Source organism: Congregibacter sp. (assembly GCF_045107095.1).
GTDB lineage: Bacteria > Pseudomonadota > Gammaproteobacteria > Pseudomonadales > Halieaceae > Congregibacter.
In genome coordinates this window covers 1-25,127 of sequence record NZ_JBGCFU010000046.1, presented here as the reverse complement: position 1 = coordinate 25,127, position 25,127 = coordinate 1, and the positions used below count along the sequence as shown (strand labels likewise).

Sequence of the window (25,127 nt, the reverse complement as noted above, 5' to 3'; positions counted from 1 at the left end):
GCGAGTTTTCGTGCTTGGGCTGACTGTTCGCGCCGCGCAATGCTCGCCTCGGTCTCCTCATACAATGCTTGCGCTTCGGGCGCGCCTCTCCGTTGATCGCTGAGCTGGATCACGACTATGTCGCGTTCGTCCCAGCCTTGTCGGATGCGCAGCTGATCGCCGATGCCGATCTCCCTTGAAACTTTTACCCGCTGGCCCCCTAACTGTACTTTGCCTCCTTCGATGGCTTGTTTAGCAAGGCTTCGTGTCTTAAAGAAGCGTGCCGCCCAGAGCCATTTGTCGACTCGCAGTTTTTCCATTGATTCGGAGTTCATGGAAGCGAGGATGGCATGATTTCGTCGAAGTGATGTATACCCGGAAAGCGGGTATCAATACGTTTTTGCTGCGAGCTATCAGGCTGCAATAGCGTAAGTAGATGCCGTATGCCATAGGTTTTGGCTGCGTCCAATACGGACTCTGTATCATCGATAAAGAGCGTTGTTTTGGGGTCAAAGGGGTGAAGTTTCTGCAGACGCTCCCAGAACACCTGGTGTTCCTTTGGCGCGTCGAGATCGTGAGACACCACGATATGATCGAACCACTCCGTGATATCTACCTCTGCCATCTTGATATTCAGCGTTTCACGGTGGGCGTTGGTAACCAATAGTACGTCCACGGGTTGCGACCGGAGCCACCGAAGAAACTCCAGCGAGTAGGGGCGCACTCGGATCATATGTTTGAGCTCGCGCTTAAGGCTGGGAATATCCATACCCAGCTCACGAGACCAGTGGTCGAGGCAGTACCAGGGCAGGGAGCCGCGAACCGACGCAAAGCCACTGTGTATCTGCGCGATGGCCTCGTCTTCTGCTATGCCTCGTTCCTGCGCATAGGCGCGCGGGAGATACTCCATCCAGAAATGGTTATCATAATGTAGGTCCAGCAGGGTGCCATCCATATCCAATAGCACCGGGCGAATGTTAGGCCAGTCAATCCTCGCTGGATGATATAGTAGCGTTTATGCAATTCCGTGGGCACCCAATCTTGTCTCGAAAGGAAATTGGGAGCCTTCTCGATCTCTGTCACAGGGCATCTGACAGCATCCTTCAGTGCTATTACGACGAAGCCCGCTCGGGTCTGTTAAGTAGCAAAGAAGACCAGACACCGCTAACCAAGGCCGATTTGGCTTCCCACGAAATCCTTAGTGAGGGCTTACACGCCCTGCGCCCCGAGTTGCCCTTGTTGTCCGAGGAGTGTGACAGTAGTGAGATAGCGGATCGGCACCACTGGGACACGTTCTGGATGGTTGATCCCTTGGACGGCACCCGCGAGTTCCTTGAGAGGACGGGCGAATTCACTATCAACATAGCTTTGATAGAGTCCCAGCGCCCGACACTGGGTCTTATTTACGAACCGCTTTTTCAAAGAGCCAGCCTTGGCATAGTTGGGGAGGGGGCTTGGCAACTGCAGCTCGAGTCTAATGACTGGCGGGCTGAACAACTAAGCGTGCGTAAGCTCCCTGCCGATGACATGGTGCTGTTGGCGAGTAAGCGACACAAAAACCCTCGTCTTGAGAGTTGTATTGCCTATTTGTCCAACACTCATGCGCTGTCCCGCAAGAACAGCGGCAGTGCACTGAAGTTTTGTGATCTAGCTACTGGTCGCGGCGACTGTTATCCGAGGTTTTCACTCTGTAGTGAGTGGGATGTGGCCGCGGGAGACGCCCTGGTCAGTGCAGCGGGAGGCGCCGTATTCGGTATGGATGGGGCTCCGCTTCTCTACAACGCTCGAGATAGTCTACTCAGTCCCAATTTTATTGCCGTAGGCGACGCCTCAGCCCCTTTGTGGGATGGCTTGTTGGAATGCGTTCGTTGAGTGCTTCAAGGGGGCACAGAGGTCTTGTTTGCGAGCGAGGGCGCGGTTATCGTTCGTACTCTCTTCGTAGAGCGATTCAAGGCGAGAAATCCAGCTCATGAACTGGCCACCGGGCAAAGAACCAGACGCTGACGCAGAAGCCGCAAACGAGGTCTTAACGCCGGCGATGCGGCTTTTACAGCTGCAAACCCGTCACCGTGCCTTGGATACTCGGATCGCGGAAATGCAGCTCTATCCCTATCAGAATCAGATTCTTTTGCAGCGGCTGAAGAAAGAGAAGCTACGCCTCAAAGATACTATCGCTCTTTTAAAGGATGACATGATTCCGGACCTCGACGCTTAAGCGCGTCCGCCGAGTTGACTTCTGCGCCATGGACCTAGTTGTTTACGCCGTTCCCCTCTTTATTCTAGCCATGGTGTTTGAGTTGGTCTGGGGCTTTCGCGTGGGCCGGAACACCTACCGTGTGAACGATGCCGTAGGCAGTCTGTTTCTGGGAACACTCAGTCAGGCAAGAAAATTCATTACCTTAGGTCTTGGTGGATATTTTTATTACCTCACTACTGAGTATTTTTCTCTTTCCCTGATGAGCAGCCAAAGCGTTTGGACCTGGGTTTTGGCCACGATTCTCTACGATTTTTGTTATTACTGGCTGCATCGTATGGGCCATGAGCGGACTATTTTGTGGGCAGCCCACGTCGCTCACCATCAGAGCGAGGACTACAACCTTTCTACGGCTCTGCGGCAAACCAGCACGGGGTTCCTGCTCGGGTGGATTTTCTATTTACCCATGTTTGCCCTGGGAGTGCCGGCGGAAGTGATTGTTACTGTTGGTTCTCTCAACCTCATTTATCAATTTTGGGTACATACAGAACATGTGGGCAAACTTGGCTGGTATGAATGGATTTTTGTGACTCCGTCTAACCATCGTGTCCATCACGCGCAAAATGATCGCTATCTTGATCGTAACTATGGTGGTCTTTTTATCCTGTGGGATCGCATCTTTGGCACCTTTCAGGAAGAGCTTGATGAGGATCCCCCGGTGTACGGCATCCGAGGTGCCCTGCGTAGTTTTAACCCTCTTCGCGCTCTAAGCCATATTTATATTGATATGTTTCGCGATAGCTGGAGAGCAAAGCGTTGGCGCGACAAATTCTATGTGTGGATCGCACCCAATGGTTGGAGACCAGCGGATGTGGAGACTGACTATCCAAGGAAGAAGTCGTCTCTGGAAGAATTCGAACGCTTTGATCCTCCCACCCATAGCTTGGTGAGGGCCTATGCGCTTTTTCAATTGGTGGCCGTGGTCGCATTGCTTGGATACCTTCAAGCCGGGGTTATTGAAAGTTACACCGTTGGCGTAGTGCTGGTGATGGCAATGCTCTGGACGACGGTGTGCACCGCGCACTGGTTAGAGGGCGGCGCACCTAAAACCAGCTTCGCGCTGGACCTGCTTAGAGTGGTATGCGGTTATCTTGCAGTTTTTTTGGGTCTACGGCTGGGTCTGGCAGGTGGCAGCTTTGCGAATGCTAGCGCTGCGTATCTGACCCTTAATCTAGTATTTGTCTTCACTATGTTTTGGCTTCGGGGAAGCCTCGAGAACCGATTGGGAAATCAGGCATTAGAGGGTTAAGCGGATTCTTATGCCGCCGCTAACGCTAACTTGTGCGCTAAGGAAAGGCTAGATACGGCTTACGTATTCTCTTCTGGGGCCTCTTCGTCACCACGGCCGTCTTGCCTTCTTTCTCGTAAGCCCCGCGCAGCGTGAGCGGCAAAGCCTTCTCCCGCCTGAGCATAGAGATTGAACGCTGAGATACCCTTGGCCTCAAGGGCGGTAGCCTCTTCGTCAAAGCGCACTACTGCCGCAATACGTCCCTCGTAGCCCATCTCTCGAAGGAGGTCCGCCACCAGCATATTCTCCTGATGGTTCGTGAGAGCCAGCATTACCAATTCCAGTTCATCCAAGGCAATGCGGTGCCAGAAATCCGGATCACTTGCGTCGGCCGCGGCAACGCGTCGATGCATAGCCATATGTTGCGCAAGTTTGCGATCGTTATCGTCTATACCCAAGGCTTGGCGTCCATAACTTCGCGCAATCGCCTCGTAGGCTCCGGTGCCAATGTTTCCCATTCCGAGTATCAAGACTCTGACATCGCGAGTGTCTGGGCGCTGGGCGCGGACCATGGGGGATTCGTGACGAAGCAGGCGCAAGCGATGTCGTCGATACAAACTATGCGACAGATGATTGAGGGGCGAGGAAACAACAAAGCTCACGGCTATGGCGATAGACATAGCGCCACTCCACTCTGGCCCTACCCAGCCCTGAGATGCTGCCACAGCGATAACGATAAGACCAAACTCGCTGTGGTTCGCCAAACTATTCGACGCGAGGAGGGCGGTCCGCGGAGCAACGTGAAATCGCGTGAACAGGGGGAAATAGAGCAGTGGTTTCAGTAAGGCCATACCACCCAGGATCATGGCGAGGATCATCAGGCTGGGCGACGGCCAGCCGCTTAATCCTATGGACAAAAAGAAGCCCACGAGGAAGAGATCCTTGAAGTACAAAAGGTTCCTCGCCAGCTCCTTACCTTTTTGTTCGCCTGCCAGTAACACGCCGATCAGTAGCGCTCCCAGATCGCCTTTTATTCCCACGCTGTCAAACATTTGCGCACCAAGGATCGCTAGGGCAAAGCCTGCGAGCGTGAACAACTCTCCGTGACCCGCGAGGCTTAGCAATCGCAGAATTGGACGTCGGGCGGGCAGAAGAAGGAGGAGCCAAAGTGCAGATAGTTCAGGCACTTTGCCCGTGGATGCGGCGAGAAACAGCACCGCCGCCAGATCCTGAATGATCAACACGCCGATAGCGAGGTTGGCATGTCTGGATGCCATCTCCCCCCGTTCCTGCATGATCTGAATAACGAAAACCGTACTGGAAAAGCTGAAAGCAAAGGCAATGATCAAGTTAACCGTGATGGAAAGCCCTAGGCTTGGCAGTAGGTGCTGCGCGAGACTAAGCACACCAAGAACGGCAAGCTGTGTAATCAGCATATGGACGACGGTCGTCCCCCAAATGCGTGGCAGTAACAGATCCCGGATTTGCAGTTTTAGGCCAATACTGAAAAGTAGAAGCGTGATGCCCATCTCTGACAGCGTTTCTAGCATCTCGCCGCCATCAACGTTGAGCTCGTGGAGTACAAAGCCAGCGGCAAGATAACCAATAAGCGCTGGCATCCCGACGGCTCTGCTCGCCATGCCGCATAGCAATGCGACGATGATTAACAACGGATCAGGCATTATCCACTCCGGATTTATCAGGCTCCAGCATATCGGAGTTGTCAGCGTGGACTCGCATGCCGGGTTCAATCTTCTGATGATGTGGGTGTAGTGACGCCCAAAGCGGAGGAACGCAAAGCAGGGCTATCGTAATGTCGGAGGCAACGCGCAAAAGCTCCCATGCGGGTATATCCAAGGGATAGAGTCCAAACCAACCGCGAAGAGGGAGTAGAGTGATAGCGAGAAATAGAGAAAACCGCGATATACCAAAAAGCCCCAGACCAAGGACAAGGTAAAAAGTGCCCATAAGGGCAATGATTAGCAGCGTGGGGGTGGTGGGTAAAAGCCACAGTGAAAGGCACTGGCTCGCTCCCGACATAGCGGCGAGAATCGCCGCCAGGTTACGGAGTTTGAGCGGGTCTGTATCCGGATGCGTGATCACGCCAGAAACGTTAACACAGAGCCATTGCAATATAGTATGTCGGCGCTTAAGCGGCCCGCGCCTGTGCTACGGCTGAATGTGTACTTCTTTCCAGTTTTTCACAACAAGCGGCCCCTACCGCGATAAGAGCGTCGAGATCGACGCCGGTTTCTATACCCAAACCATGAAGCATATAAACAACGTCCTCGGTGGCAACGTTTCCACTTGCGCCTGTTGCGTAGGGGCAGCCGCCAAGCCCAGCAACGGAACTGTCGATGCGTCTGATGCCGTGCTGCAGGCCTACCAGGATATTTGCGAGAGCCTGTCCGTAGCTGTTGTGACAGTGCAGTGCGAGCTTGTCGGGAGAGAGAGCGGGAGCAAGCACGTTCAACAAGCGATCCATGGATCCCGGTGTTCCGGTGCCAATAGTGTCTCCCAGGGAAACTTCGTAGCAGCCCATATCCAGCAGTGCCCGGGATACCTGAAGCACTGCTTTAGGTTCTATCTCGCCTTCGTAGGGGCAGCCCAGTACACAGGATACGTAGCCCCGTACGGCGATGCCGGCCGCGGCGGCTGCCTCCATCACCGGACGGAAGCGGTCGATACTCTCGCTAATGGAGCAATTGATGTTGCGCTGAGAAAAGGACTCTGAGGCCGCGGCAAACACCGCAACTTCGCCGGCGCCCGACTCCATGGCTCGCTCAAAGCCTTTCATGTTCGGCGTGAGGGCTGCGTAGGTGACGTTGGGTAAACGTGATACCCCCTGGAAAACTTCCCCGCTATCCGCCATTTGTGGAATCCAGCGAGGATTTACAAAGCTGCCCGTCTCTATGTAGCGAAGTCCCGTGTTAGCCAGACCTTCTACCAGTTCAATCTTGTCTTGCGTAGATAGAGGCGCGCTTTCGTTTTGAAGTCCGTCCCGGGGGCCGACTTCCACAATGGAAACAGAATTGGGGTATGCAAATGATGGAGTCATTGCGCACTCTCGGCTTCGAAATCGACCAAGCTTGCGCCGCGGTCGACAAGGTCGCCTGGATTAAATCGGAATCCCTTCACTTTACCCGGCGAGGGCGCTCGGAGGGTTTGCTCCATCTTCATTGCCTCTATCACGACAACAGGATCGCCAGCACTGACGTCGGTTCCTGGCTCGACGAGGAGCGCTACGACGGTTCCATGCATGGGCGCGCCAAAATCACTGTCGCCAGCGGCTGCTGCACTGGAATCTAAAACTGTGAGTTGTTTCTCGGCAAAGTGAAACGCCCCATCGTCCCAGAACACGGTGTACTCGCCGTCTTCTCGAGCAAAGCTCCCGCGGTAGCGGTGGCCATCGAGCTCCAGCATGAGGACATCATCTTGAAGGTTCCCGCGAATAGTCGCCGTTTCGTCGTCCAGCAGCAGTTCGAGATACTCACCTCGATCCACTAACTCCACGAGATACTCCTCTCCATGGCAGAGCACATCAAAGCGTTGGCTATGCGGCGTATTCATCCGCCAGCCCCGACTATCCGCCCAGGGTGAGAAGCGATCGTTTCCGGGACTTTGATTGGCCTTCTGTCTGAGGGACAGGAGCGACAGAGCAGCAGCCGCCAGGTCTCGATTCTTCTGCGCTGGGGGCGCCCGGAACAGGTCTTCGTTATGACGTTCAATAAAATGCGTGTCGAGGTCGCAGTGCGCAAAGGCTGGCAGGGATGCAATGTTGTACAGGAACGCGATGTTACTGGCGGGTCCGGCAACGCGGAATGCACTGAGCGCACTGGTTAAACGGCGACGGGCTTCTTCACGGGTGTCGCCGTGGACGATAAGCTTTGCAATCATCGGGTCGTAGTAGGGGCTGATCTCACTGCCCTCGATTACTCCCGTATCGATACGCAGAGAAGGACCCTCCGGCGGCAATCGCAGATAGTTGATAACGCCCGTAGAGGGAAGAAAGCCTTGTTCTGTGTCCTCTGCATAAATACGCGCTTCCATCGCGTGACCATCGATGCGGATGTCGCTTTGGCTAAGGGGGAGAGGGTCTCCGGCGGCGACGCGAAGTTGCCACTCCACAAGGTCCTGACCTGTGATCATTTCGGTCACGGGATGTTCGACCTGCAGGCGCGTATTCATTTCCATGAAGAAAAACTGTCCTGAGGCATCGAGCAAAAACTCGACGGTACCCGCGCCTAAATAGTCGATGGCTCGAGCGGCATCCACTGCAGCCTCACCCATAGCGCGTCTAAGGTCCTCAGAGAGACCCGGTGCAGGCGCCTCCTCGATGACTTTCTGATGGCGACGTTGAATCGAGCAATCTCGTTCTGCCAGATAAACACCGTTGCTGTGCCCGTCACAAAAGACCTGTACTTCCACATGCCGCGGCCGTTGAATTAACTTCTCTATAAGCATGCGATCATCGCCGAAGCTTGCACTGGACTCCCTTCGCGCCGCAGTCAGAGCCTCAGTGAACTCTCCTGAGCTGTGCACAGCGCGCATACCCTTGCCGCCACCGCCGGCGGTGGCCTTGAGTAACACGGGATAGCCCATTGCGTCGGCTTCTCTACGAAGAATTTCGTCACTCTGGTCATCACCGTGGTAGCCCGGTATTAACGGTACGCCCGCTTTTCCCATGATGCTCTTGGCGCGAGACTTCGACCCCATAGACTCAATAGCTGACGCACTCGGTCCGATGAATGCAATGCCTGCCGCGTCACATGCACGGGCGAAAGCGGCGTTTTCAGACAGAAACCCGTAGCCTGGATGTATAGCCTCGCTGGAGGTTTCCTGTGCCGCCTTGAGGATTTTGTCTTGATCAAGATATGACAGTGTCGCCGCTGATTCGCCGATGTGCACGGCCTGATCAGCCAGCTGCACGTGCAGCGCATTTCTGTCGGCGTCGGAGTAAACCGCGACCGTGCGTATGCCAAGTGCTCTGGCTGTGTGGATCACGCGGCAGGCGATTTCACCGCGGTTGGCGATAAGGATTCTGTTGAACATTATTTTTTGCTCCCTGGGGCCCAACTCGGTGGACGCTTGTGGAGAAATGCCTGCAAGCCTTCTTGTCCCTCGCTAGATACACGAAGATGAGCAATGCGTGCACTGGTGTCATCAATCATCTGCGGGTCGACGGGCTTGCCGGTGATATCGCGGACAAGTACTTTTGCCGCGCGCATTGCCTCCGGACCATTTTGCAGCAGCGCTGTCACTACGTCGTCTACACGCTGATCCAGCGCTGCGGCATCGCAATACTCATGAATTAGTTGTATTTCCCGGGCGCGGGCGGCGTCGAAGCGCTCCGCGCTCAGAAATAGACGTCTCGCCCAACGGGCTCCGATGGCCTCCGTCACGTGGGGTCCGATGGTCGCCGGGATTAAACCGATGCGTGTTTCCGTGAGCCCGAATAATGCTGCGTCACTGGCGATGGCTATGTCGCAGCAGCTGATTAATCCGATGGCACCGCCAAAAGCATTGCCTTGAACGCGCGCTACGGTTGGGTGGGGGAGCGTCTTCAAAGTCTGCAGCATGGTCGCTAGGGCGCGAGCGTCGTCGAGGTTATGGCCATAATCGAAGTCCGCCATGCGCTTCATGTAATTGAGGTCCGCACCGGCGGAAAAGCTCTTCCCCTCGGCTTGTAATATGACGGCGCGCACGTCATCTCGCTTTTCCAGATCGTCAAAGTGGGTCTTCATGAGCGCGATCATGACATCGTCAAAGGCGTTATGTTTTTCGGGGCGGTTGAGGCTTACCCGGGCGACGCCGTCGGTACTGATCGAACAGCGCACTAGAGACTGCTTGTCTTCAGTCATCACCCTTACCCTACATTCGGAACACGCCGAAGCGTGATTCTGTGACTGGTGCGTTAAGCGACGCGGACAAAGCCAAGGCTAAAACCTGGCGAGTATCCATGGGGTCGATAACTCCGTCGTCCCACAGGCGTGCAGAGGCATAGAAGGGGTGCCCCTGTTCCTCGTAGCGATCCAGAATAGGCTGCTTGAACTCAGCTTCTTCTTCCTCGCTCATGGTTTCATTGCGTCGCGCCAACTGATCTTTCTTCACCGTGGCGAGAACACTCGCTGCCTGCTCTCCACCCATTACCGAAATGCGCGCGTTAGGCCACATGAACATAAAGCGGGGGTCGTAGGACCTGCCGCACATCGCGTAATTTCCAGCGCCAAAAGAGCCGCCGATAACTAACGTAAATTTGGGTACGTCCGCGCACGCCACCGCATGTACCATCTTTGCGCCGTGACGGGCGATGCCTTCTGCTTCGTATTCCCGACCCACCATGAATCCTGTGATGTTTTGTAGAAACAGCAAAGGGATTTTGCGCTGAGCGCAGAGCTCGACGAAGTGGGCGCCTTTAACTGCTGACTCTGAGAAGAGGATGCCATTGTTCGCGACGATGCCTATAGGGTAGCCATTGAGGCGTGCGAATCCGCACACCAGGGTGTCGCCAAAGAGCGCTTTGAATTCGTCAAATGCTGAATCGTCGACAATTCGTGCAATCACTTCACGGACATCAAAGGGTTGGCGACGATCCGCGGGAATGATGCCGTACAAATCGGCCGCGGGATAACGAGGCTCTTTTGGTTCCCGTACTTCGATGTTGACGCTTTTGACGCGGTTGAGGTTAGACACCGATTGGCGAAGTAGCGCTAAGGCGTGGCGGTCATCGTTCGCGTAGTGATCCGTCACACCTGATTGGCGGCAATGAACATCAGCTCCACCTAACTCTTCTGCGCTCACGACTTCGCCGGTGGCTGCTTTCACCAGTGGTGGTCCGCCAAGAAAAATTGTTCCTTGCTCACGCACGATGATGGACTCGTCGGCCATCGCTGGAATGTATGCGCCTCCCGCAGTACAGCTACCCAGGACCGCAGCGAGTTGTGGGATGCCTTGGGCGGACATACGCGCCTGATTGTAGAAGGCGTGGCCAAAGTGCTCTCGATCAGGAAACACCTCGTCCTGCATGGGTAAGAATGCGCCGCCGGAATCGACGAGGTAAAGACAAGGGAGGTTATTCTGTTCTGCGATGGTTTGAGCGCGGGCTTGCTTCTTTACGGTTAAGGGATAGTAGGTACCACCTTTCACCGTAGCGTCGTTGATGAAGACCATGCATTCTTGACCGCTCACCCGACCGACACCGGTGATGATGCCAGCTCCCGGTACATCGTCTTCATAAACTCCGTAGGCTGCTAGCTGAGATAGCTCAAGGAACGGGGTTCCAGGATCTAGCAGTGCGTCAAGGCGCTCTCGCGGCAGCAGCTTACCTCGGGATACATGGCGCTCCCGTGCTACTTCACCGCCGCCCTCGCTAATCTTTGAAACCAACTCGCGAAGGGCTTTTACCTGACTACGCATTGCACGTTGATTGTCGAGAGCAGCCCCGTCGTTGGCGTTGTATCGAGTCTGAAGAATAGTCATAGATGGATACTCAGGCTGAAGCCTTGAAAAGTTCACGACCGATGAGCATACGCCGAATCTCTGACGTACCCGCGCCGATCTCGTAAAGCTTGGCGTCACGCAGCAGGCGTCCCGCGTTTGCTTCATTGGTATAGCCATACCCACCCAGCGCCTGAATGGTTTGCAAAGCAAGTTGCGTCGCTTTTTCTGCGGTGTAAAGAATAACTGCGGCACAATCCTGGCGGGTTTCCTCGCCGCGATCACAGGCCGCAGCAACGGTATACAGATATGAGCGGCAGGCATTTAGGTCCGCGTACATATCGGCTAGTTTTCCCTGCATCAGCTGGAACTCACCAATGGCCTGGCCGAATTGCTGGCGGGTATGCAGGTAGGGCAGAACTTCGTCAATACAGGCTTGCATGATTCCAACAGGCCCGCCTGATAGCACCGTACGCTCGTAATCAAGCCCGGACATCAGTATCTCAACGCCTTTGCCTTCTTCCCGAAGAATGTTTTCAGCGGGTACCTTGCAGTCTTCGAAGACTAATTCGCAGGTGTTCGATCCGCGCATACCCAGCTTGTCGAGCTTTGGTGAGCGGGAGAAGCCCGGGTAATCCCGCTCAACGATGAATGCCGTGATACCTCTTGAGCCCGCCTGAAGGTCTGTCTTTGCATAAATCACATACACATCGGCGTCCGGGCCGTTGGTGATCCACATTTTGGTGCCATTGAGCACGTAGTGGTCACCTTCGCGTCGTGCTTGCAGCTTCATGCTTACCACGTCTGAGCCGGCGTTAGCTTCGGACATGGCGAGCGCACCGACGTGTTCGCCCGTGCAAAGTTTGGGTAGGTAGTGTGCTCGTTGTGTGTCGTTTCCGTGGCGCTGGATTTGGTTCAAGCAAAGATTGGACATGGCGCCATAAGAAAGGCCTACAGAACCTGACGCACGGCTTATTTCCTCCATGACGATTGAATGGGCGAGGTAGCCCATGCCACTGCCGCCGAACTCTTCGTCGACGGTGATCCCGAGAAGGCCCATGGCGCCCAGTTTGGCCCAAAGATCTGCAGGAAAGTCGTTGTCTCGGTCAATCTGAGCCGCGCGAGGTTTTATCTCTTTCTCGCACATTTGGTGCACCGCATCCCGGAGCATGTCGATATCTTCGCCAAGGCCAAAATTGAGAGTGGGGTAGCCTGTGTTCATACGCTTTGCTCCTTACGCGTCATGCCGTGAGTGTCTTCTGTGCTTGTTCGTGACGATGTTTGTGTTGTGCTTCCCGACAAATCCCCTCGACGTCGTTAAGGGCATTCAGCATGTCATCGAGATCTCTACGCTGCTGCTCTAACGCCGCGCGTCGCTCGCCGATCCGAACAAGGAGTGACTCCAATTGCGAGGAATCGCTCTCTCCCGGGTGATACATGTCGATGATCTCGACGCTCTCGGCGAGACTGAGACCTATGCGTTTACCCCGCAAGATGAGCCTGATACGTGCGCGATCGGCCGGGGTGTAGATACGACGTTGCCCTGAGCGAAGGGGCTTAATAAAACCCTTTTCCTCATAGAAGCGAATTGTTCGCGTCGAAATACCGAATTCTTGTGAGAGTTCGGAAATGCTGAATTGTTTTTGAGTGTTTGCCATGGCCTCAGTCTATATTACGTTTACGTTAACGTAAACCCGGTGTGAGTTGCTTGCAAATTTGTGCTTTAACTAATCGACGCAGTGTGGCGGAGCGCGATTTTGCTATGATCTCGAGCCGTTTCAATCGAAGCTCTGCTAGATGTCCACCAACGATCTTTTGATACAGCTTGCTGATGGTGCTTTTCACTCCGGGGCCGATCTTGCCCGGGAGTACGGCTTGAGCCGTACAGCGATTTGGAAGCAGGTTTCGTCTCTGGAAAAGCTTGGGATCGAGATTAATCGTGTGCGTGGACAGGGCTACCAGATTCAAGGGGGACTCGATCTACTCGAGGACTCGTTTATTAGAAACAGTCTTATTAGTGATGCAATAGGGCATCTAGATGAGCTGACGATTCATAGAAGTATTGACTCTACCAACGCCGAGCTTCGGCGCCGAACACCCTTTGGCAATGGTGCATTGGTTTGCTTAGCTGAGAGCCAGAGCGCGGGTCGAGGTCGTCGGGGAAGAGCGTGGGTGAGTCCCTTCGCTAGCAGTATTTATCTTTCCGTTGGCTGGCGTTTTCATGGAGGGGCCGAGGTTCTGGAGGGCTTGTCTCTTTCTGTAGGAGTGATGGTCTGCGAAGCGCTGCAGGATCTCGGCGTAGAAGGTTTATCTCTCAAGTGGCCGAATGACGTTTATCTGGATGGTAAGAAGCTTGCCGGTATTCTCGTAGAGATGAGCGGCGACTTTTCCGGACCCTGCGATGTGGTTATTGGCGTTGGAATAAACGTACGGTTGCCCGATGAGCAGGCGGCTCAGATTGAGCAGCCTTGGTCAGATCTGCGGACCTCAGGGAATGTGCATTTTTCCAGAAGTACCTTAGTGGCAAAGCTGATAAACCGGATGCTGGTGGCATTGGCTGCGTACGAAGAGGAAGGATTTGCGGTATGGCGTGACCGGTGGGAGGCCGTGGATGCTTTTGCTGGCCGACGCGTTGTTGTGGACAACAACGGGCAACGTTTGGCTGGAGAAGCTGCAGGTGTTGATGCCCGCGGTGCACTACTTCTTAAGACAAGTTCAGGTGTTCAGAGTATTTACGGTGGTGAAGTTTCTCTTCGTTTGCAGGAAGGCTCATCGTGACTCGCGTACTGCTGTTAGACATTGGCAACAGCGCAACTAAGTGGCTGTCTCTCGATTCGCGTACCGAGGTAACTGAGGGCCGAATAGAAACTACCAAGATCGTTGACGCCTTAAAGCCTCAGCTCAAAGACGCTACGGTGCTCGTATCCAGCGTCGCTGCGCCTGCGTTACAAAATTCGCTATCCGCGGATTTAGCAACCCTGTGCAGGCAAATCTGCTTCGCTCAATCCCGAAGTTCTGTGAATGATCTCGTGAATTCTTATGCAGACCCGGAGCGTATGGGAGTAGATCGCTGGTTAGCGATGTTGGGCGCGAGGCGGCGGGTCGCCGGTCGCATCTGTGTGGTTGATGCTGGATCTGCCCTTACCATCGATCTGGTGGCAGAAGATGGTAGGCACGAGGGCGGCTACATTATTCCTGGGGTGGCACTCATGGAGAGGGCGCTATTTGCGGATACCGATCGTGTGCGCGACAGTCTTCCAAGTGGCGCATCGATAGCGCCCGGTTGCTCGACAGCGGAAGCTGTCAGTCACGGCCTGCTGCTCGCACAAGCGGGCGCCGTGAGTCTGTCGTTGAGTCATGCCGCTGCTAGCGGAGAAGCTCCCGAAGTGTTGATGTGCGGAGGTGGGGCAGATGACTTAGCTCAAGTACTTGATGTCGAGGTAACAATTGCCCCTCGCCTGGTCCTTGAAGGTCTTCTTTTGCAGGCTCAAATCGAATGCGCTGATTTACTCGACTATCCGGCTTTATGGAAGGCTTACCATGACGCCTTTGAAGTTAGCCGATCGCCGCGGTGAGGCTCTTACATCCTTTAACGGTTATCTCTCTGGTGAGCCTTCGATTCTGCGCTGCAATGCGAATCGTCACCCACAGAGTTTTTTAAGCGCCGAACCCAGTTTCTCTAACTCATTGGGCGTAGTAAAAACCTGAGGTGTGATTCGCACGCACGCGCCGTCCGCGAGGCCATAGCGCGCCACAGAGAAAATTCCGAAATCTGTCTCCAGCTTTTTCTGAAGTGCTTTGGCGTCGTCGTCGCTATTTTTACCCAGTAACCGAAATGACCCCATGCCCGTACGAGATTCCGGGTCTGCCCCCCCCAGTACTTCAATGTGGCTCAGGGTTTCGGCCTCGTTTCTCCACAAGTCATTCATGTAACGCAGGCGCGCGGCTTTGTTTGCGCCACCTACCGCATTGTGAAACTCGAGAGCATCGGGCACAGCAAGGATCGCCGCAAAATTGATGGTGCCCGGGTGAACTCGAGCACTGACGGAAGTGCTCGACAAATCCTTCTCTGCGGGATGTACGCTGATTTTCTCTCTCGTGCCTCGTCGCATGTAAAGCGCGCCGATTCCAAGGGGAGCGCCAATCCATTTGTGAAGATTGAATGCTGCCCAGTCGACTCCCAAGTCCCTAATGCGATAGTCCAGTAAGCCCCAGGATTGTGCGTTGTCACAAATCACGTCGATGCCACGCAGGCGAGCTTCCGCAGTAATCTCGGCGACCGGGAGTATCAAACCATGCTGATTGCTGACGTGGGTGAGTAGCATGAGTTTGATTTTGGGGTTGGCATCAAACGCCTTTATGTAAGTCGCAAGTAGGTCTGCTTGCGTAGCTTTGCGGGGCAGGGCCAGCTCTATTGCTTTGACGCCTCGGCTTTGCTCAAGAGATCGCATGAGCACTTTAAAGCTCGGATAGTCGACGTCGGCCAGAAGTACTGAGTCTCCCTTTTTGAGAGCTTTGTACTGCAAAATGAGGCTCTGAATAGATTCAGTAGCATTTCTAGTCAAAACGATCTCATCAGGTTCAGCTCCGAGTAACGTTGCTACTTGCTCTACGGCACGCCGATAGTCTGCAGAAAATTCTTTTCGTGCATAAAACGAATTCTGTTTGTTGACTCGTTGTAACGCCTCTAGGTAGGCGGTCTGGACCGGGCGTGGCATTTTCCCCCAGTATCCGTGTTCCAGGTTAACGATGCCCTCGGTACGGTCATAAAAAGATGCCACTCGCCGCCAGTAAGTTTCGTCGCGCGCTAGGTCCCAAGCGGAAATACCTGAAGGACTGCTAGGAAGAGAGCTCGATGCTGCACCGAAAGCACGGTTACCAAAAAGCATGGCGCCGGCTGCCGCTGTACCGATGCCTGCAATAAGCTTTCGTCTGTCGAGCTTGGCTGCATTTTCATTGTTCACTGCTGTTCTCCATGCCTGCTTCATTATGTAGCTATGTGCGAACTATCCTGGAGTAGGTCGTGCTAGCTCAATCTCGCGGCCATTGCGGCGTGGCCTTCGACCATGCGGCGCACTTCGTCTTCCCTGGGGCGAAGGTCCCAGTCATTTTTGCCTACAGACCCACCGAGGAGTACTCCGGTCTTTCTCGGGAATGTGTAAAGGAGCCCGTAGTCCTTGGTAACCCCTGCATACCCGTAGTCGATGTCGTTCTGTGGGAGGAGAAAGCTTAGCTGGCCGCGCGCGGGAATAACGCTTTCATCATCAAACAACTTGCCGGCGCCGAGTCCTGTGCAGTTCACAATACTGCGCTCCGCTAAACCCTCGACATCATCTGCGGTGTCAAAAGCAACTTCTCTGAGTTGCCCTCCCGCACTCGTAAAGTCCCGCATCAGTGCTCTGAGGTAGATGTCGGGATCAATCATGAGGGTGTAATAAGCGTCGTGGTAGGCGAAGCCAAAGGGGCCATTCTTTCTATTGCGGATCAGGCCTGGGTAAAGGCTGTCGCCTCCCGTGTAGGGGACTGATGCATCCATCGGTGATTCGCTCAGCGAGTACTGTCTGATCCAGTAGACGCCATAGGTCGGGTCATTCGCATAGCCGATAAAACGTCTAAACGCGATTTGAGACGCTAGATCCAGCATTCGCAAAGTAGCGTCCGTGACTTGCTCTCGTTCAAACAGTGTTACTGGGTGCCACATTGCTCCGGCAACGTTGGATGTTGTGTACGGTGGGAAATCTTTGGCATAGATAGTAACTTCGGCGCCAGCTCGTTGCAGTTGAATTGCTGTGGATAGGCCAATAACACCCGAGCCCAACACAGCAATGTCTCTCCGCCCAAAGTCTTTTACCAGTGTCGCGGCGAGCTCCGCGACGCCCCATGATAGAGATACACCTCCCCCGCCATGACCATAGTTGTGCACGATATCTTTTGATCCTAGCTTTGCCGCTTCGAGTCGGGGGCCTGGCTTTCGAAACGGCCGTAGCCCAACTATGGTGCGTGTCACACGGTCTATAGAGGACTTTACGGGCATCATGCCTGCACTGATTGGTTGCACGAGGGCGTCTGCAGTGCTTCCTGGCGGCGCTTGTAAAAGCGAGTGACGTGAAGCCGCTGAAGGGTTTTTTGATGCAACGCAGCCAGTAAGCGAGGTTACTCCGACTCCTGCTGCGGCTAGAAATTTTCTGCGATTCATTGGCGTATGCCTTTGTTCTCAGTGAAAAATGTAAGACCTGATTGTTGATCCGCTCTCGTTCTGGGGCGGCCAATTTATGAGTTTGGTCTAATGCTTGAGGAATAGCTACAAGGATTTTCGCACTGTTATATAAGCACTATTTCGGTGCAAGTACTTTTTTTGAGCCCACGGCCTTTGCGGTCATTCTTGATGCAGGGTTCGCACTCGGGCGGTGCATGTTCGCGCAAAAAAAAGTGCTGCTTGTCTGTGCTTCAAGATGTTCGCGCCATCTCGGCCCAGTCTTAGAATAGAAAATTCGCAAAGAATCTTCGCTTTTCTTCGAGGTTTTTTGTCCCTCAGATATTCAAAAAAAATCAGTAAATTCAATGCCAAGGCGAGTTCCCCCTGTCTATCAAGCGTCAATCGAGGGCAACAGAAATCTTGGGTTCAAGAACTTCTAAGGTTTCTGGTTGGTACGCCTCTTGCTCAGCTGAATCCCAGTCGCCTTGTCTTGAGTCAGAAACTGACTGAAGAAAAGCGTTTTGCAGCAGTGGTTTCGTTTAAGCCTGAACCGTCTGCTGTCCCGGGGGGTGTTGCGCGCGCATGCATGCAGGGTCCGTCGGCGGCGCGCGTGACCAGTAAACAGCGGTAGAAACGACATCAAGTTACCGGCGTGAGATCGGTCATAAAAGCTACTCAGGAGAAAACCATGCAACACAAGTTAAAGCCATTGCCTTATGCGCTTGCGCTTCTTTCCGCGGGCTTTTCCGCGACCTACCTTCCTCAAGCAATTGCTCAAGACCCAACGGCCTTGGAGGAAGTTGTAATCACTGGACTTAGAGGTAAACCCCGATCTGCTGTTGACTCAGCGGTACCGATCGACACTTTTGGCTTAGAGCAAATCGAAGCGATCTCGCACACCGATACCGTCGACATTCTTCAGACTCTGGTTCCATCTTTCAACGTAAGTCGTCAGCCTATTTCTGATGGAGCTTCTTTCATTCGGCCGGTGCAGCTCCGAGGCCTTGATTCACACCACGCCCTCGTTCTTGTTAACGGAAAGCGACGTCATCGCGCCTCGCTGGTGCAGATTGGCGGTTCCGGTACGCAGGGTCCTGATGTGGCAACAATTCCCGCTGCTGCGATTCAATCTATTGAGGTCCTTCGCGACGGTGCTAGTTCGCAGTATGGATCTGACGCCATCGCCGGAGTTATGAACTTTAACCTTAAAGAGAACAGCGAGGGCTTTGATCTCACCATCGACACGGGCGAATACTTTGAAGGTGATGGGGCGGCTTACACCGTACAGGGAAATATTGGTCTCCCGCTCGGCGACAAGGGTTTTCTGTCGATCTCAGCGGAAATCAATGACTCAGAGTTTACGGAACGTTCAGAGCAGTATTGTGAAAGCTGGTTCTGTCTTGATCAGAATAACCCTCGATTCACAGAGCAAAGCGAACTTCGACAGGGCTTCGTAACTGGGACGCCCACACCTGGGGCTTCCGCCAGAATACAAGCTCTTCAGTCCGCATTCCCAGGTGGTGTCGATGCGGCATCCGTTGAGGGTGAGAATGCTATGCCGTGGGGTATTCCCAATAGAGAACATCAAATGTTCTTCTTCAATGCGGGGTACGAGCTGGACAACGGTATGGAGCTCTACGCGTTTGGTAACTACGGTGCCGTGCAAAGTGACGGAAGCTTCTTTTACCGTTACCCAGGTAATGGCACTGTCGAAGACCTCCGTGAAGAAGATGGATCCATCTACAACCCACTGGATAAGTTTGCAGGGGGGTTTACACCTCGATTTGAGGGGGAAGTCGAGGATGTTTCCCTCGCTGGTGGGCTCCGCGGTAGCCTCAGTGAGGCGACCTCGTTTGATCTGAGTGCACGATTTGGATCCAACGAGATTGACTACCGACTGTTCAATACAATCAACCCTTCACTCGGCTCAGCTTCCCCCACAGACTTCCGCCCCGGAACACTGACGAACGAAGAGTTCCAGGTTCAACTCGATTTGGTAACGGAGTTTGATGTTGGCTTGGCGTCGCCTTTGGTGTTTGCTTACGGTGCTAGCTATCTTGACGAGACCTACGATGTGGGAGAGTCGAGTGACGAAGCGTCCTATATCGCCGGACCTCATGCCGTGTCGGATCCTTATGGTCTTTGCAACGATGACGGAACGCCTACATCCGCTGGCTTGGCTGCGACGAATGCGCCAGTAGATGAGCCGCTCAACTGCGCGGATCCTGATGATCCTGTGTTCGCCGTGGTTGGCGTTGGATCTAACGGTTTTCCCGGCTACTCGCCAGCGTTCTCTGAGGAATACACTCGAGATTCTTACGCCTTTTACGGTGACCTTTCAGCTGACGTAACAGATCAATTGCTGTTGCAAGGTGCATTGCGCTACGAAGATTACTCTGATTTCGGTAGCGAGGTCGTAGGTAAGGTTGCTGCCCGTTATCGAATCAACGATGCCTTTGCGCTGCGAGGGTCTTTCGGAACGGGTTTCCGGGCGCCCACGCCAGGACAGCAGGGCACTACGAACGTTTCCACCCGCTTGCCGAACGGTTTTCCGGTTGCGACGGGTTTGTTCCCCGCAGGCGGCACCGTGGCTCAGGCGCTCGGTGCGCAAGAGCTTGCGCCAGAGACCTCAACAAGTTTCACCGTGGGCTTCACACTTGAGTTAGAGAATCTGTCGTTGACCTTTGATGCCTATAGCATCGATATTGATGACCGCTTCCGCGCAGTATCAACGTTGGATGTGAGCGCAGATCCTAATGGAGACCCCGATGCCTATGAGCGCTTTTTGGCTCTCCAGGCAGCAGGTGTTGCCGGGGCGGAGAGTATTGGAGGGGTTAACTACTTCCAGAATGCGATCAACACTGAGACCCAAGGTTTCGATATTGTCGCTAATTATCCTGTGAGCTGGTCAAACGGTCAGTCAACGGACTTCTCCTTAGCCATGAACTACAACGAGCAGGAAATCACTGATGATCCTCTCGACGTTCTGAACCCTGAGGGCGAGTTTGATCTCGAGAACCAATTGCCGAACGTTCGATGGAATGCGACGGCGTTCCATAACTTTGGTGACTTCTCGCTGATGGGACGCGCTCGTTACTTTGGTGAGTGGGAGGATTCGGACAACACATCGCCACTATCAATCCAAACCTACGACCCGGTGGTGTTCTTCGACCTTGAAGGTTCATGGCAGATCAACGCCAACCTGAGAGCGTCCATAGGAGGTCGTAACATCTTCGACGAGTATCCGGACCAGGTTGATCGTATCGCGAGTGACAACGACTATTGTTGCGGTCGACTCTATCCTTCTACGAGCGTTGCGGATTGGCAGGGCGGCTACTACTACGCGCGACTTCGCGTCGACTTCTAGGGTGCGAGTTAGTTGATCACAACGACGGATAGCTAGGTTTCTGGGCGCCTGAAAGGGCGCCCATTTTTTTGCACCGTCCGGCGTAGCGACTACGCTCTTAGTACGATAAATAGCAGGCTCGTGTGCCATTTCAGTGCTTGATGTGCACAGATACGATGCTTTTTCGGTTTGAAAGCCTGTGGTTTAAAGGGTTTGGTCGGTTGGATTTCTAGTTAGCCCGCGGGTACTGGGGCTTTCAGACTCTGATCCATTGGCACTCTCTTGTGGCGCGTTTTTTGCTTCTTCAAAATGCAGAGCGGCCTTATCGAGCAAGTGCTCCAAACAGACGATGATGAAGAAAACATGACAGTGCTCATGTTGCGACAACAGGGGTTAGAGCAGGGGTGGTTGGCCACGAGATGTTGATGTTCATCGCGCTTTTAAGCGGAGCTGGGATGATTGCGGGTCTAACCGCGGGATTGTTTGGTGTGGGAGGCGGTTTTGTCGTCGTTCCTGCATTGCTAGCCGTGTTCCCATTTTTAACGGATCAAACAGACAATCTCATGATGGTCGCTGTCGGAACGTCATTGGCAACGATAGTGGTGTCTTCCGCACGATCGGTGCACGCGCACAGCAAAAGAAACGCGGTGGACTTTGCATTGCTTAAAGATTGGGCTATCTGGGTTCTGGTGGGGGTGCTTGTCGGGCTTTGGATTGCATCGATGGCCGACAGTGAACGATTAATCATTGTTTTTGCTGTGGGCGTTCTCATTTATTCAATTTACTTTCTCTTCCCCTCCATGTTCGATCGATTTAAAGGGCGCTGGGCGATGCCGACTGGCGCTGGGAAGGCCGCGTTAGCGAGCGGTCTTGGCGGGTTTTCAGCGCTACTTGGAATAGGTGGTGGCACGATTACGGTGCTGACTATGGTGATCTGCAATCGCCCGATTCATCAGGCTGTTGCGACGGCTTCCGGTGTCGGGTTCTTGATTGGTCTTCCCGGTATGTTGGGCTTTGTGGTCATGGGGTTAGGGGCGGACAATCTTCCGGTGGGATCGCTCGGTTACGTGAATATGCCGGCGCTTGCGGCGATCGCCTTCTTTTCGGTGCTCACTGCACCGCTAGGCGCTAAGTTGGCCCACAGCCTGGATGCGAATCAGCTCAAGCGTATTTTCGGGGTGTATTTGGTGCTGGTATCTGCCTCAATGTTTATTAAGGTGTAAGTTAAGTTTGTGAGTGACGGGTTTCGCAGGGTTTTTACATAGGTAGGCTTGGACGGGCGATGGTCCGTTCGATATGAGATTCAAGCTCCACTACGGAGTTTTTGTGGAGAAAAATTAGCAGCGGTACTTAACAGATAAGGATGAGCATAATGACAGCAGACTTTAATCGCAGAAAATTTCTATTTGGTGCCGCCGGTGCCTTAGCCGTTGCTACCGCCGGGAAGCAAGGCGTCGCAATGGCCGATAGCATGCCCAAGATGACGCGCCTGAAACCGGCATATGGACCCGCGGCGGGGATTGCAAAGTTGAACGCCAATGAAAACCCTTATGGTCCGAGTAAGGCCGCCCTTGCTGCAATTCAGGAGGCGAGCGTCAGCGGCGCCTACTACGTCAACGAATCCGCGCGAGCGCTGCAGGCCATGATCGCTGAGCGTCACGGCGTTGATCCCGAGTACGTTGCCTTAAGTTCGGGTTCCAGTGGAGCCTTGGTGGCTTGCGCAGTATCTGCAGGTCAGAGCGGCAATATTCTTGGCCCCGACCTCTTCTGGGATACGACTTCCAAAAGTGTTGAGCAGCAGGGTATCGCTGAGATTACACGCTTACCCAAAACACCAGGACTAGAGATAGACCTGCAGACTATGTACGAGTCTATTGATGATTCCATCGCAATGGTTCAAGTGGTAAATCCCAACAACCCCACCGGTCTTTTGATGGATCCCGTTGCATTGCGGGCCTTCTGTAAAAAAGCGTCCGCAAAAGCGACGGTGCTTGTCGATGAGGCCTACAACGAGCTTACGGATATGCCCGAAGAGAACACGATGGTTCCCCTCATCAAAGAAGGCTACGACATAATCGTGGCGAGAACGTTCTCTAAGATTTATGGCCTTGCCGGTATGCGCGTGGGCTACATCATTGCGGCGCCAGACAAGATCAAAGCGATGAGCCGCTATGGCATCGGGTGGTATGGCCTTAACCAGGCTGGTTTGGCTGCCGCGGTGGCAAGTTACGAAGATCAGATATTTATGGATGCGTCGCGGGCTAAAATCCGCGAGGGACGCGAGATGGTTTACGCGGCACTGAAAGAGAATGGTCTCTCTGGCTTACCCTCGCAGACCAACTTTATTTTTGCGGACCTGGGTTCGATCAATGCGCAAACTTTCCGTGAAGAAATGGAGAAGGAGAATGTACTCATTCGAGGCATTTATCGCGACTATACGAATTGGTCTCGTGTGAGCATGGGTCGTCTGGAGCATGTCCAGATGTACGTTGATGCTTTGCCGAAGGTGCTTTCGAGACTAAGCTAGGTTTATCTGATCTTGGTCGTGAGCTTCGTAAGAGGCGACGCCCGGGCATCGTCTTGAAAGGAGCCTGATATGCACGGTGAAGATAGCCCTCAAAACCCGCGTATGGATGATGGGGTATCTGACGACTTGCGGGGCCTGGTGGCAGAGTCGGGCCCTACTCGTCGGAAGTTTCTCGGTGTTAGTGCTGCTCTGGGCGTTGCTGCAGCGGTAGGTGGTGTTTCGAGAGGGGCCTCGGCATCTGAGCCATCTGAGTCAGGTGCTCCGGAAGCCCAGCCCGGTGACGCGACAGGTATGTCGGTCGCGGTTATGGTCTTTGATCGCATAACGCAACTTGATGCCACTGCCCCGATCGAGGTTTTCGCCAAGGCCGGTTGGACTGTATTTACCGTAGCGCCCGAACGTCGCTTGGTAAGGGCAGGTTCAGGTCTAAAAATCATGCCCGATTATGATTATGAGTCTGCTCCAGAGGCTGACGTTCTCTGCGTGCCCGGTGGTGGTGGCGTAAATCCGCTGCTAACGGATGCCGCTACCTTAGATTACGTGCGTGCTGCCGCGTCCACCGCGACCTACGTTACGTCGGTTTGCACGGGAGCACTCATTCTTGGTGCTGCGGGCTTGCTAAAGGGCAAGCGAGCCACAACGCATTGGGCATCACATCACTTTTTGAAGAGCTTGGGCGCTATTCCGGTAAAAGAGCGGGTGGTCGTCGATGGCAACTTGATCACGGGCGGTGGTGTTACAGCCGGCGTGGACTTTGCGTTTACTGTGCTGGATGAGGTGCTGGGTCGTGATGCAGCCGCTTTAGTGATGCTCGCTCTTGAGTACGATCCCGCGCCTCCGTTTGTTGGGGGTGTACCTGGCAATACTGCTGAAGGCATCGTGGAGAGCTACGGCGCAGCGGCCGCGGGTTCTCTCGATCAACGCGGTAAACAGGTGGAAGCGGCAGCAGCAGCGCTAGCTGTCTAGTTCGATTTCGTTGCTTTTAGGTCGGGTCTTGGCTGCATTTTGTCCATCGATAGCGTCTTGTACTCGCGATCTGGCGACGCCGAGAGAATTTGTGACTCTTTTTTTACAGTGAGTGATTGAAAGCGATCGACTGTTTGACTACACTCGCGCACCTCGCGTTTTGGCTGGCGTAGCTCAGTAGGTAGAGCAGCTGATTTGTAATCAGCCGGTCGGGGGTTCGATTCCTCTCGCCAGCTCCATTTCAAGATTTTTCTTCGTGCATTTAAGTAGTGATTTTGGGGCTAACCGGCTTCTTGTTCCGGTGGCCCGGTGCACTACTGGTCAAAGTGGCCCTAAGTTAACGCTAACGGCCTGTTTTCAGTTAGAAATCTGTTGACATTGCCAAGCCTCATCTGGACAATGTGCCGCCTTTCGGAGGGGTTCCCGAGTGGCCAAAGGGATCAGACTGTAAATCTGACGCGCGAGCTTCGGTGGTTCGAATCCACCTCCCTCCACCATAAGTTTTTGAAAAAGAAAGAATATTAAGCGTCGGCAGAGCAGTATTGTCGACGCAAAAGAGCGCCGCGCGACCACAAGATAGGTGGCCGTGCTAGGCGCTCTGCGGCTTGTGCTGGTGAGGCAAGATAGATACCGCGGGTATAGTTCAAAGGTAGAACCTCAGCCTTCCAAGCTGATGATGCGGGTTCGATTCCCGCTACCCGCTCCAGCAACGGCATCTGACGTTGCCCTCATTCATAAGAGTGGGTGGGAGTCAGTAGGCAGGGGTCGGTGAGAGTCGGCAGGCGCTTTGAGTTTGGGTGCCGAAGTAGTGCAGAAGCAGTCTACAGGCTCATATAGCTCAGTCGGTAGAGCACTTCCTTGGTAAGGAAGAGGTCACCGGTTCAAGTCCGGTTATGAGCTCCATTGCTTTAGCTGTTGTTGTGTTAGCTGTAAGTGAATGTGGTTGGTAGTAAAGGTTGTGTGTGGTGGACGCGATGTTCGCGTGACACCTTAAAAGAATCAAAGATGATGCGTGGCGGGTAATCGTCACCGGTGCAAGGAGAGTAGTTGTAATGGCAAAAGCAGCATTTGAGCGCGATAAGCCCCACGTTAACGTGGGAACGATTGGACACGTTGACCACGGTAAGACGACGCTGACGGCGGCGCTTACACGGGTATGCTCTGAAGTATGGGGCGGCGATCTGGTAGCGTTTG

At 53.9% G+C, this 25,127-nt stretch carries 22 protein-coding genes and 4 tRNA genes; 14 read left to right on the top strand and 12 right to left on the bottom strand.

Going from position 1 to position 25,127, the window contains the following annotated elements:
• Positions 1-299, bottom strand: a 299-nt coding sequence (locus AB8B76_RS08795) for an RNA-binding S4 domain-containing protein (RefSeq protein WP_405271747.1), incomplete at its 3' end; no start/stop codon positions are given.
• Positions 300-310: 11 nt separating this feature from the next.
• Positions 311-970, bottom strand: a complete 660-nt coding sequence (gene yrfG, locus AB8B76_RS08790) for a GMP/IMP nucleotidase (RefSeq protein WP_405271751.1) — start codon at positions 968-970, stop codon at positions 311-313.
• A 50-nt stretch (positions 971-1,020) separates the two neighbouring features.
• Between yrfG and cysQ the strand changes: the two genes are divergently transcribed.
• The 3 genes from cysQ to AB8B76_RS08775 all read left to right on the top strand — a co-directional run bounded on the left by cysQ (position 1,021) and on the right by AB8B76_RS08775 (position 3,482).
• Entirely contained in the window at positions 1,021-1,851 is an 831-nt protein-coding gene (cysQ, locus tag AB8B76_RS08785; protein ID WP_405271745.1) for a 3'(2'),5'-bisphosphate nucleotidase CysQ, read from the top strand.
• Between the two features lie 97 nt (positions 1,852-1,948).
• Positions 1,949-2,194, top strand: coding sequence for a YdcH family protein (locus tag AB8B76_RS08780; protein WP_405271743.1), 246 nt, complete (start codon positions 1,949-1,951; stop codon positions 2,192-2,194).
• A 28-nt stretch (positions 2,195-2,222) separates the two neighbouring features.
• A complete protein-coding gene (locus AB8B76_RS08775; protein ID WP_405271742.1) occupies positions 2,223-3,482 on the top strand; it encodes a sterol desaturase family protein in 1,260 nt (419 codons plus the stop codon).
• 59 nt (positions 3,483-3,541) lie between these two features.
• Here the strand turns inward: AB8B76_RS08775 and AB8B76_RS08770 are convergent, their stop codons facing one another.
• The 8 genes from AB8B76_RS08770 to AB8B76_RS08735 are packed head-to-tail and all read right to left on the bottom strand — an operon-like array spanning position 3,542 to position 12,556.
• Positions 3,542-5,143: a cation:proton antiporter gene (locus AB8B76_RS08770; protein ID WP_405271741.1), complete on the bottom strand. Its 1,602-nt coding sequence runs from the start codon at positions 5,141-5,143 to the stop codon at positions 3,542-3,544.
• Positions 5,136-5,564, bottom strand: coding sequence for a hypothetical protein (locus AB8B76_RS08765; RefSeq protein WP_405271740.1), 429 nt, complete (start codon positions 5,562-5,564; stop codon positions 5,136-5,138). Before AB8B76_RS08765 ends, AB8B76_RS08770 begins: the two co-directional genes overlap by 8 nt.
• A 46-nt stretch (positions 5,565-5,610) precedes the next feature.
• The gene (locus tag AB8B76_RS08760) at positions 5,611-6,519 is read right to left on the bottom strand and encodes a hydroxymethylglutaryl-CoA lyase (protein ID WP_405271739.1); all 909 of its coding nucleotides are present in this window, start codon (positions 6,517-6,519) and stop codon (positions 5,611-5,613) included.
• A complete protein-coding gene (locus AB8B76_RS08755; protein WP_405271738.1) occupies positions 6,516-8,513 on the bottom strand; it encodes an acetyl-CoA carboxylase biotin carboxylase subunit in 1,998 nt (665 codons plus the stop codon). The genes AB8B76_RS08760 and AB8B76_RS08755 overlap by 4 nt, the downstream gene beginning before the upstream one ends.
• Positions 8,513-9,322 carry an enoyl-CoA hydratase/isomerase family protein gene (locus AB8B76_RS08750; RefSeq protein WP_405271737.1) on the bottom strand — a complete coding sequence of 270 codons (810 nt, stop codon included), beginning with the start codon at positions 9,320-9,322 and terminating at the stop codon, positions 8,513-8,515. Before AB8B76_RS08750 ends, AB8B76_RS08755 begins: the two co-directional genes overlap by 1 nt.
• A gap of 10 nt (positions 9,323-9,332) precedes the next feature.
• Positions 9,333-10,940, bottom strand: coding sequence for a carboxyl transferase domain-containing protein (locus AB8B76_RS08745; protein WP_405271735.1), 1,608 nt, complete (start codon positions 10,938-10,940; stop codon positions 9,333-9,335).
• Between the two features lie 10 nt (positions 10,941-10,950).
• Positions 10,951-12,120: an isovaleryl-CoA dehydrogenase gene (locus AB8B76_RS08740; protein ID WP_405271734.1), complete on the bottom strand. Its 1,170-nt coding sequence runs from the start codon at positions 12,118-12,120 to the stop codon at positions 10,951-10,953.
• A 19-nt stretch (positions 12,121-12,139) separates the two neighbouring features.
• Positions 12,140-12,556, bottom strand: a complete 417-nt coding sequence (locus AB8B76_RS08735) for a MerR family DNA-binding transcriptional regulator (protein ID WP_405271733.1) — start codon at positions 12,554-12,556, stop codon at positions 12,140-12,142.
• Between the two features lie 139 nt (positions 12,557-12,695).
• On the opposite strand from AB8B76_RS08735, the gene birA reads away from it, so the two are divergent.
• Both birA and AB8B76_RS08725 read left to right on the top strand, forming a co-directional pair.
• Positions 12,696-13,676: a bifunctional biotin--[acetyl-CoA-carboxylase] ligase/biotin operon repressor BirA gene (gene birA, locus AB8B76_RS08730; RefSeq protein ID WP_405271731.1), complete on the top strand. Its 981-nt coding sequence runs from the start codon at positions 12,696-12,698 to the stop codon at positions 13,674-13,676.
• Positions 13,673-14,473: a type III pantothenate kinase gene (locus tag AB8B76_RS08725; protein ID WP_405271730.1), complete on the top strand. Its 801-nt coding sequence runs from the start codon at positions 13,673-13,675 to the stop codon at positions 14,471-14,473. The genes birA and AB8B76_RS08725 overlap by 4 nt, the downstream gene beginning before the upstream one ends.
• Before the next feature lie 66 nt (positions 14,474-14,539).
• On the opposite strand, the gene AB8B76_RS08720 is transcribed toward AB8B76_RS08725, so the two are convergent.
• The gene (locus tag AB8B76_RS08720; RefSeq protein ID WP_405271728.1) at positions 14,540-15,862 is read right to left on the bottom strand and encodes an aminotransferase class V-fold PLP-dependent enzyme; all 1,323 of its coding nucleotides are present in this window, start codon (positions 15,860-15,862) and stop codon (positions 14,540-14,542) included.
• A gap of 62 nt (positions 15,863-15,924) precedes the next feature.
• Complete coding sequence (locus AB8B76_RS08715) at positions 15,925-17,094, bottom strand: FAD-dependent oxidoreductase (protein ID WP_405271727.1); 1,170 nt, start codon at positions 17,092-17,094, stop codon at positions 15,925-15,927.
• Positions 17,095-17,782: 688 nt separating this feature from the next.
• Here AB8B76_RS08715 and AB8B76_RS08710 point away from each other — a divergent pair.
• The 9 genes from AB8B76_RS08710 to AB8B76_RS08670 form a co-directional block, all read left to right on the top strand.
• A complete protein-coding gene (locus AB8B76_RS08710) occupies positions 17,783-20,461 on the top strand; it encodes a TonB-dependent receptor plug domain-containing protein (RefSeq protein WP_405271725.1) in 2,679 nt (892 codons plus the stop codon).
• 404 nt (positions 20,462-20,865) lie between these two features.
• The gene (locus tag AB8B76_RS08705; protein WP_405271724.1) at positions 20,866-21,663 is read left to right on the top strand and encodes a sulfite exporter TauE/SafE family protein; all 798 of its coding nucleotides are present in this window, start codon (positions 20,866-20,868) and stop codon (positions 21,661-21,663) included.
• A gap of 149 nt (positions 21,664-21,812) precedes the next feature.
• Positions 21,813-22,967, top strand: coding sequence for a pyridoxal phosphate-dependent aminotransferase (locus AB8B76_RS08700; RefSeq protein ID WP_405271722.1), 1,155 nt, complete (start codon positions 21,813-21,815; stop codon positions 22,965-22,967).
• Positions 22,968-23,036: 69 nt separating this feature from the next.
• Positions 23,037-23,933: a DJ-1/PfpI family protein gene (locus AB8B76_RS08695; RefSeq protein ID WP_405271721.1), complete on the top strand. Its 897-nt coding sequence runs from the start codon at positions 23,037-23,039 to the stop codon at positions 23,931-23,933.
• A 163-nt stretch (positions 23,934-24,096) separates the two neighbouring features.
• Positions 24,097-24,172 (top strand) — tRNA-Thr (locus AB8B76_RS08690).
• Positions 24,173-24,346: 174 nt separating this feature from the next.
• Positions 24,347-24,430: transfer RNA gene (locus AB8B76_RS08685), tRNA-Tyr, on the top strand.
• A 135-nt stretch (positions 24,431-24,565) separates the two neighbouring features.
• Positions 24,566-24,639 (top strand) — tRNA-Gly (locus tag AB8B76_RS08680).
• 121 nt (positions 24,640-24,760) lie between these two features.
• Positions 24,761-24,836, top strand: a tRNA-Thr gene (locus AB8B76_RS08675).
• Positions 24,837-24,985: 149 nt separating this feature from the next.
• Positions 24,986-25,127: GTP-binding protein (locus AB8B76_RS08670; RefSeq protein WP_405271749.1), on the top strand; the 142-nt coding region annotated here is incomplete at its 3' end.

Bases quoted from the DNA above. Each gene is read 5' to 3' on its own strand.
- AB8B76_RS08780 (WP_405271743.1), top strand. From the start codon at position 1,949: ATGAACTGGCCACCGGGCAAAGAACCAGACGCTGACGCAGAAGCCGCA.
- AB8B76_RS08775 (WP_405271742.1), top strand. From the start codon at position 2,223: ATGGACCTAGTTGTTTACGCCGTTCCCCTCTTTATTCTAGCCATGGTG.
- AB8B76_RS08770 (WP_405271741.1), bottom strand. From the start codon at position 5,143: ATGCCTGATCCGTTGTTAATCATCGTCGCATTGCTATGCGGCATGGCG.
- AB8B76_RS08760 (WP_405271739.1), bottom strand. From the start codon at position 6,519: ATGACTCCATCATTTGCATACCCCAATTCTGTTTCCATTGTGGAAGTC.
- AB8B76_RS08755 (WP_405271738.1), bottom strand. From the start codon at position 8,513: ATGTTCAACAGAATCCTTATCGCCAACCGCGGTGAAATCGCCTGCCGC.
- AB8B76_RS08750 (WP_405271737.1), bottom strand. From the start codon at position 9,322: ATGACTGAAGACAAGCAGTCTCTAGTGCGCTGTTCGATCAGTACCGAC.
- AB8B76_RS08745 (WP_405271735.1), bottom strand. From the start codon at position 10,940: ATGACTATTCTTCAGACTCGATACAACGCCAACGACGGGGCTGCTCTC.
- AB8B76_RS08740 (WP_405271734.1), bottom strand. From the start codon at position 12,120: ATGAACACAGGCTACCCCACTCTCAATTTTGGCCTTGGCGAAGATATC.
- AB8B76_RS08735 (WP_405271733.1), bottom strand. From the start codon at position 12,556: ATGGCAAACACTCAAAAACAATTCAGCATTTCCGAACTCTCACAAGAA.
- birA (WP_405271731.1), top strand. From the start codon at position 12,696: ATGTCCACCAACGATCTTTTGATACAGCTTGCTGATGGTGCTTTTCAC.
- AB8B76_RS08715 (WP_405271727.1), bottom strand. From the start codon at position 17,094: ATGAATCGCAGAAAATTTCTAGCCGCAGCAGGAGTCGGAGTAACCTCG.
- AB8B76_RS08710 (WP_405271725.1), top strand. From the start codon at position 17,783: ATGCAACACAAGTTAAAGCCATTGCCTTATGCGCTTGCGCTTCTTTCC.
- AB8B76_RS08705 (WP_405271724.1), top strand. From the start codon at position 20,866: ATGTTCATCGCGCTTTTAAGCGGAGCTGGGATGATTGCGGGTCTAACC.
- AB8B76_RS08700 (WP_405271722.1), top strand. From the start codon at position 21,813: ATGACAGCAGACTTTAATCGCAGAAAATTTCTATTTGGTGCCGCCGGT.
- AB8B76_RS08695 (WP_405271721.1), top strand. From the start codon at position 23,037: ATGCACGGTGAAGATAGCCCTCAAAACCCGCGTATGGATGATGGGGTA.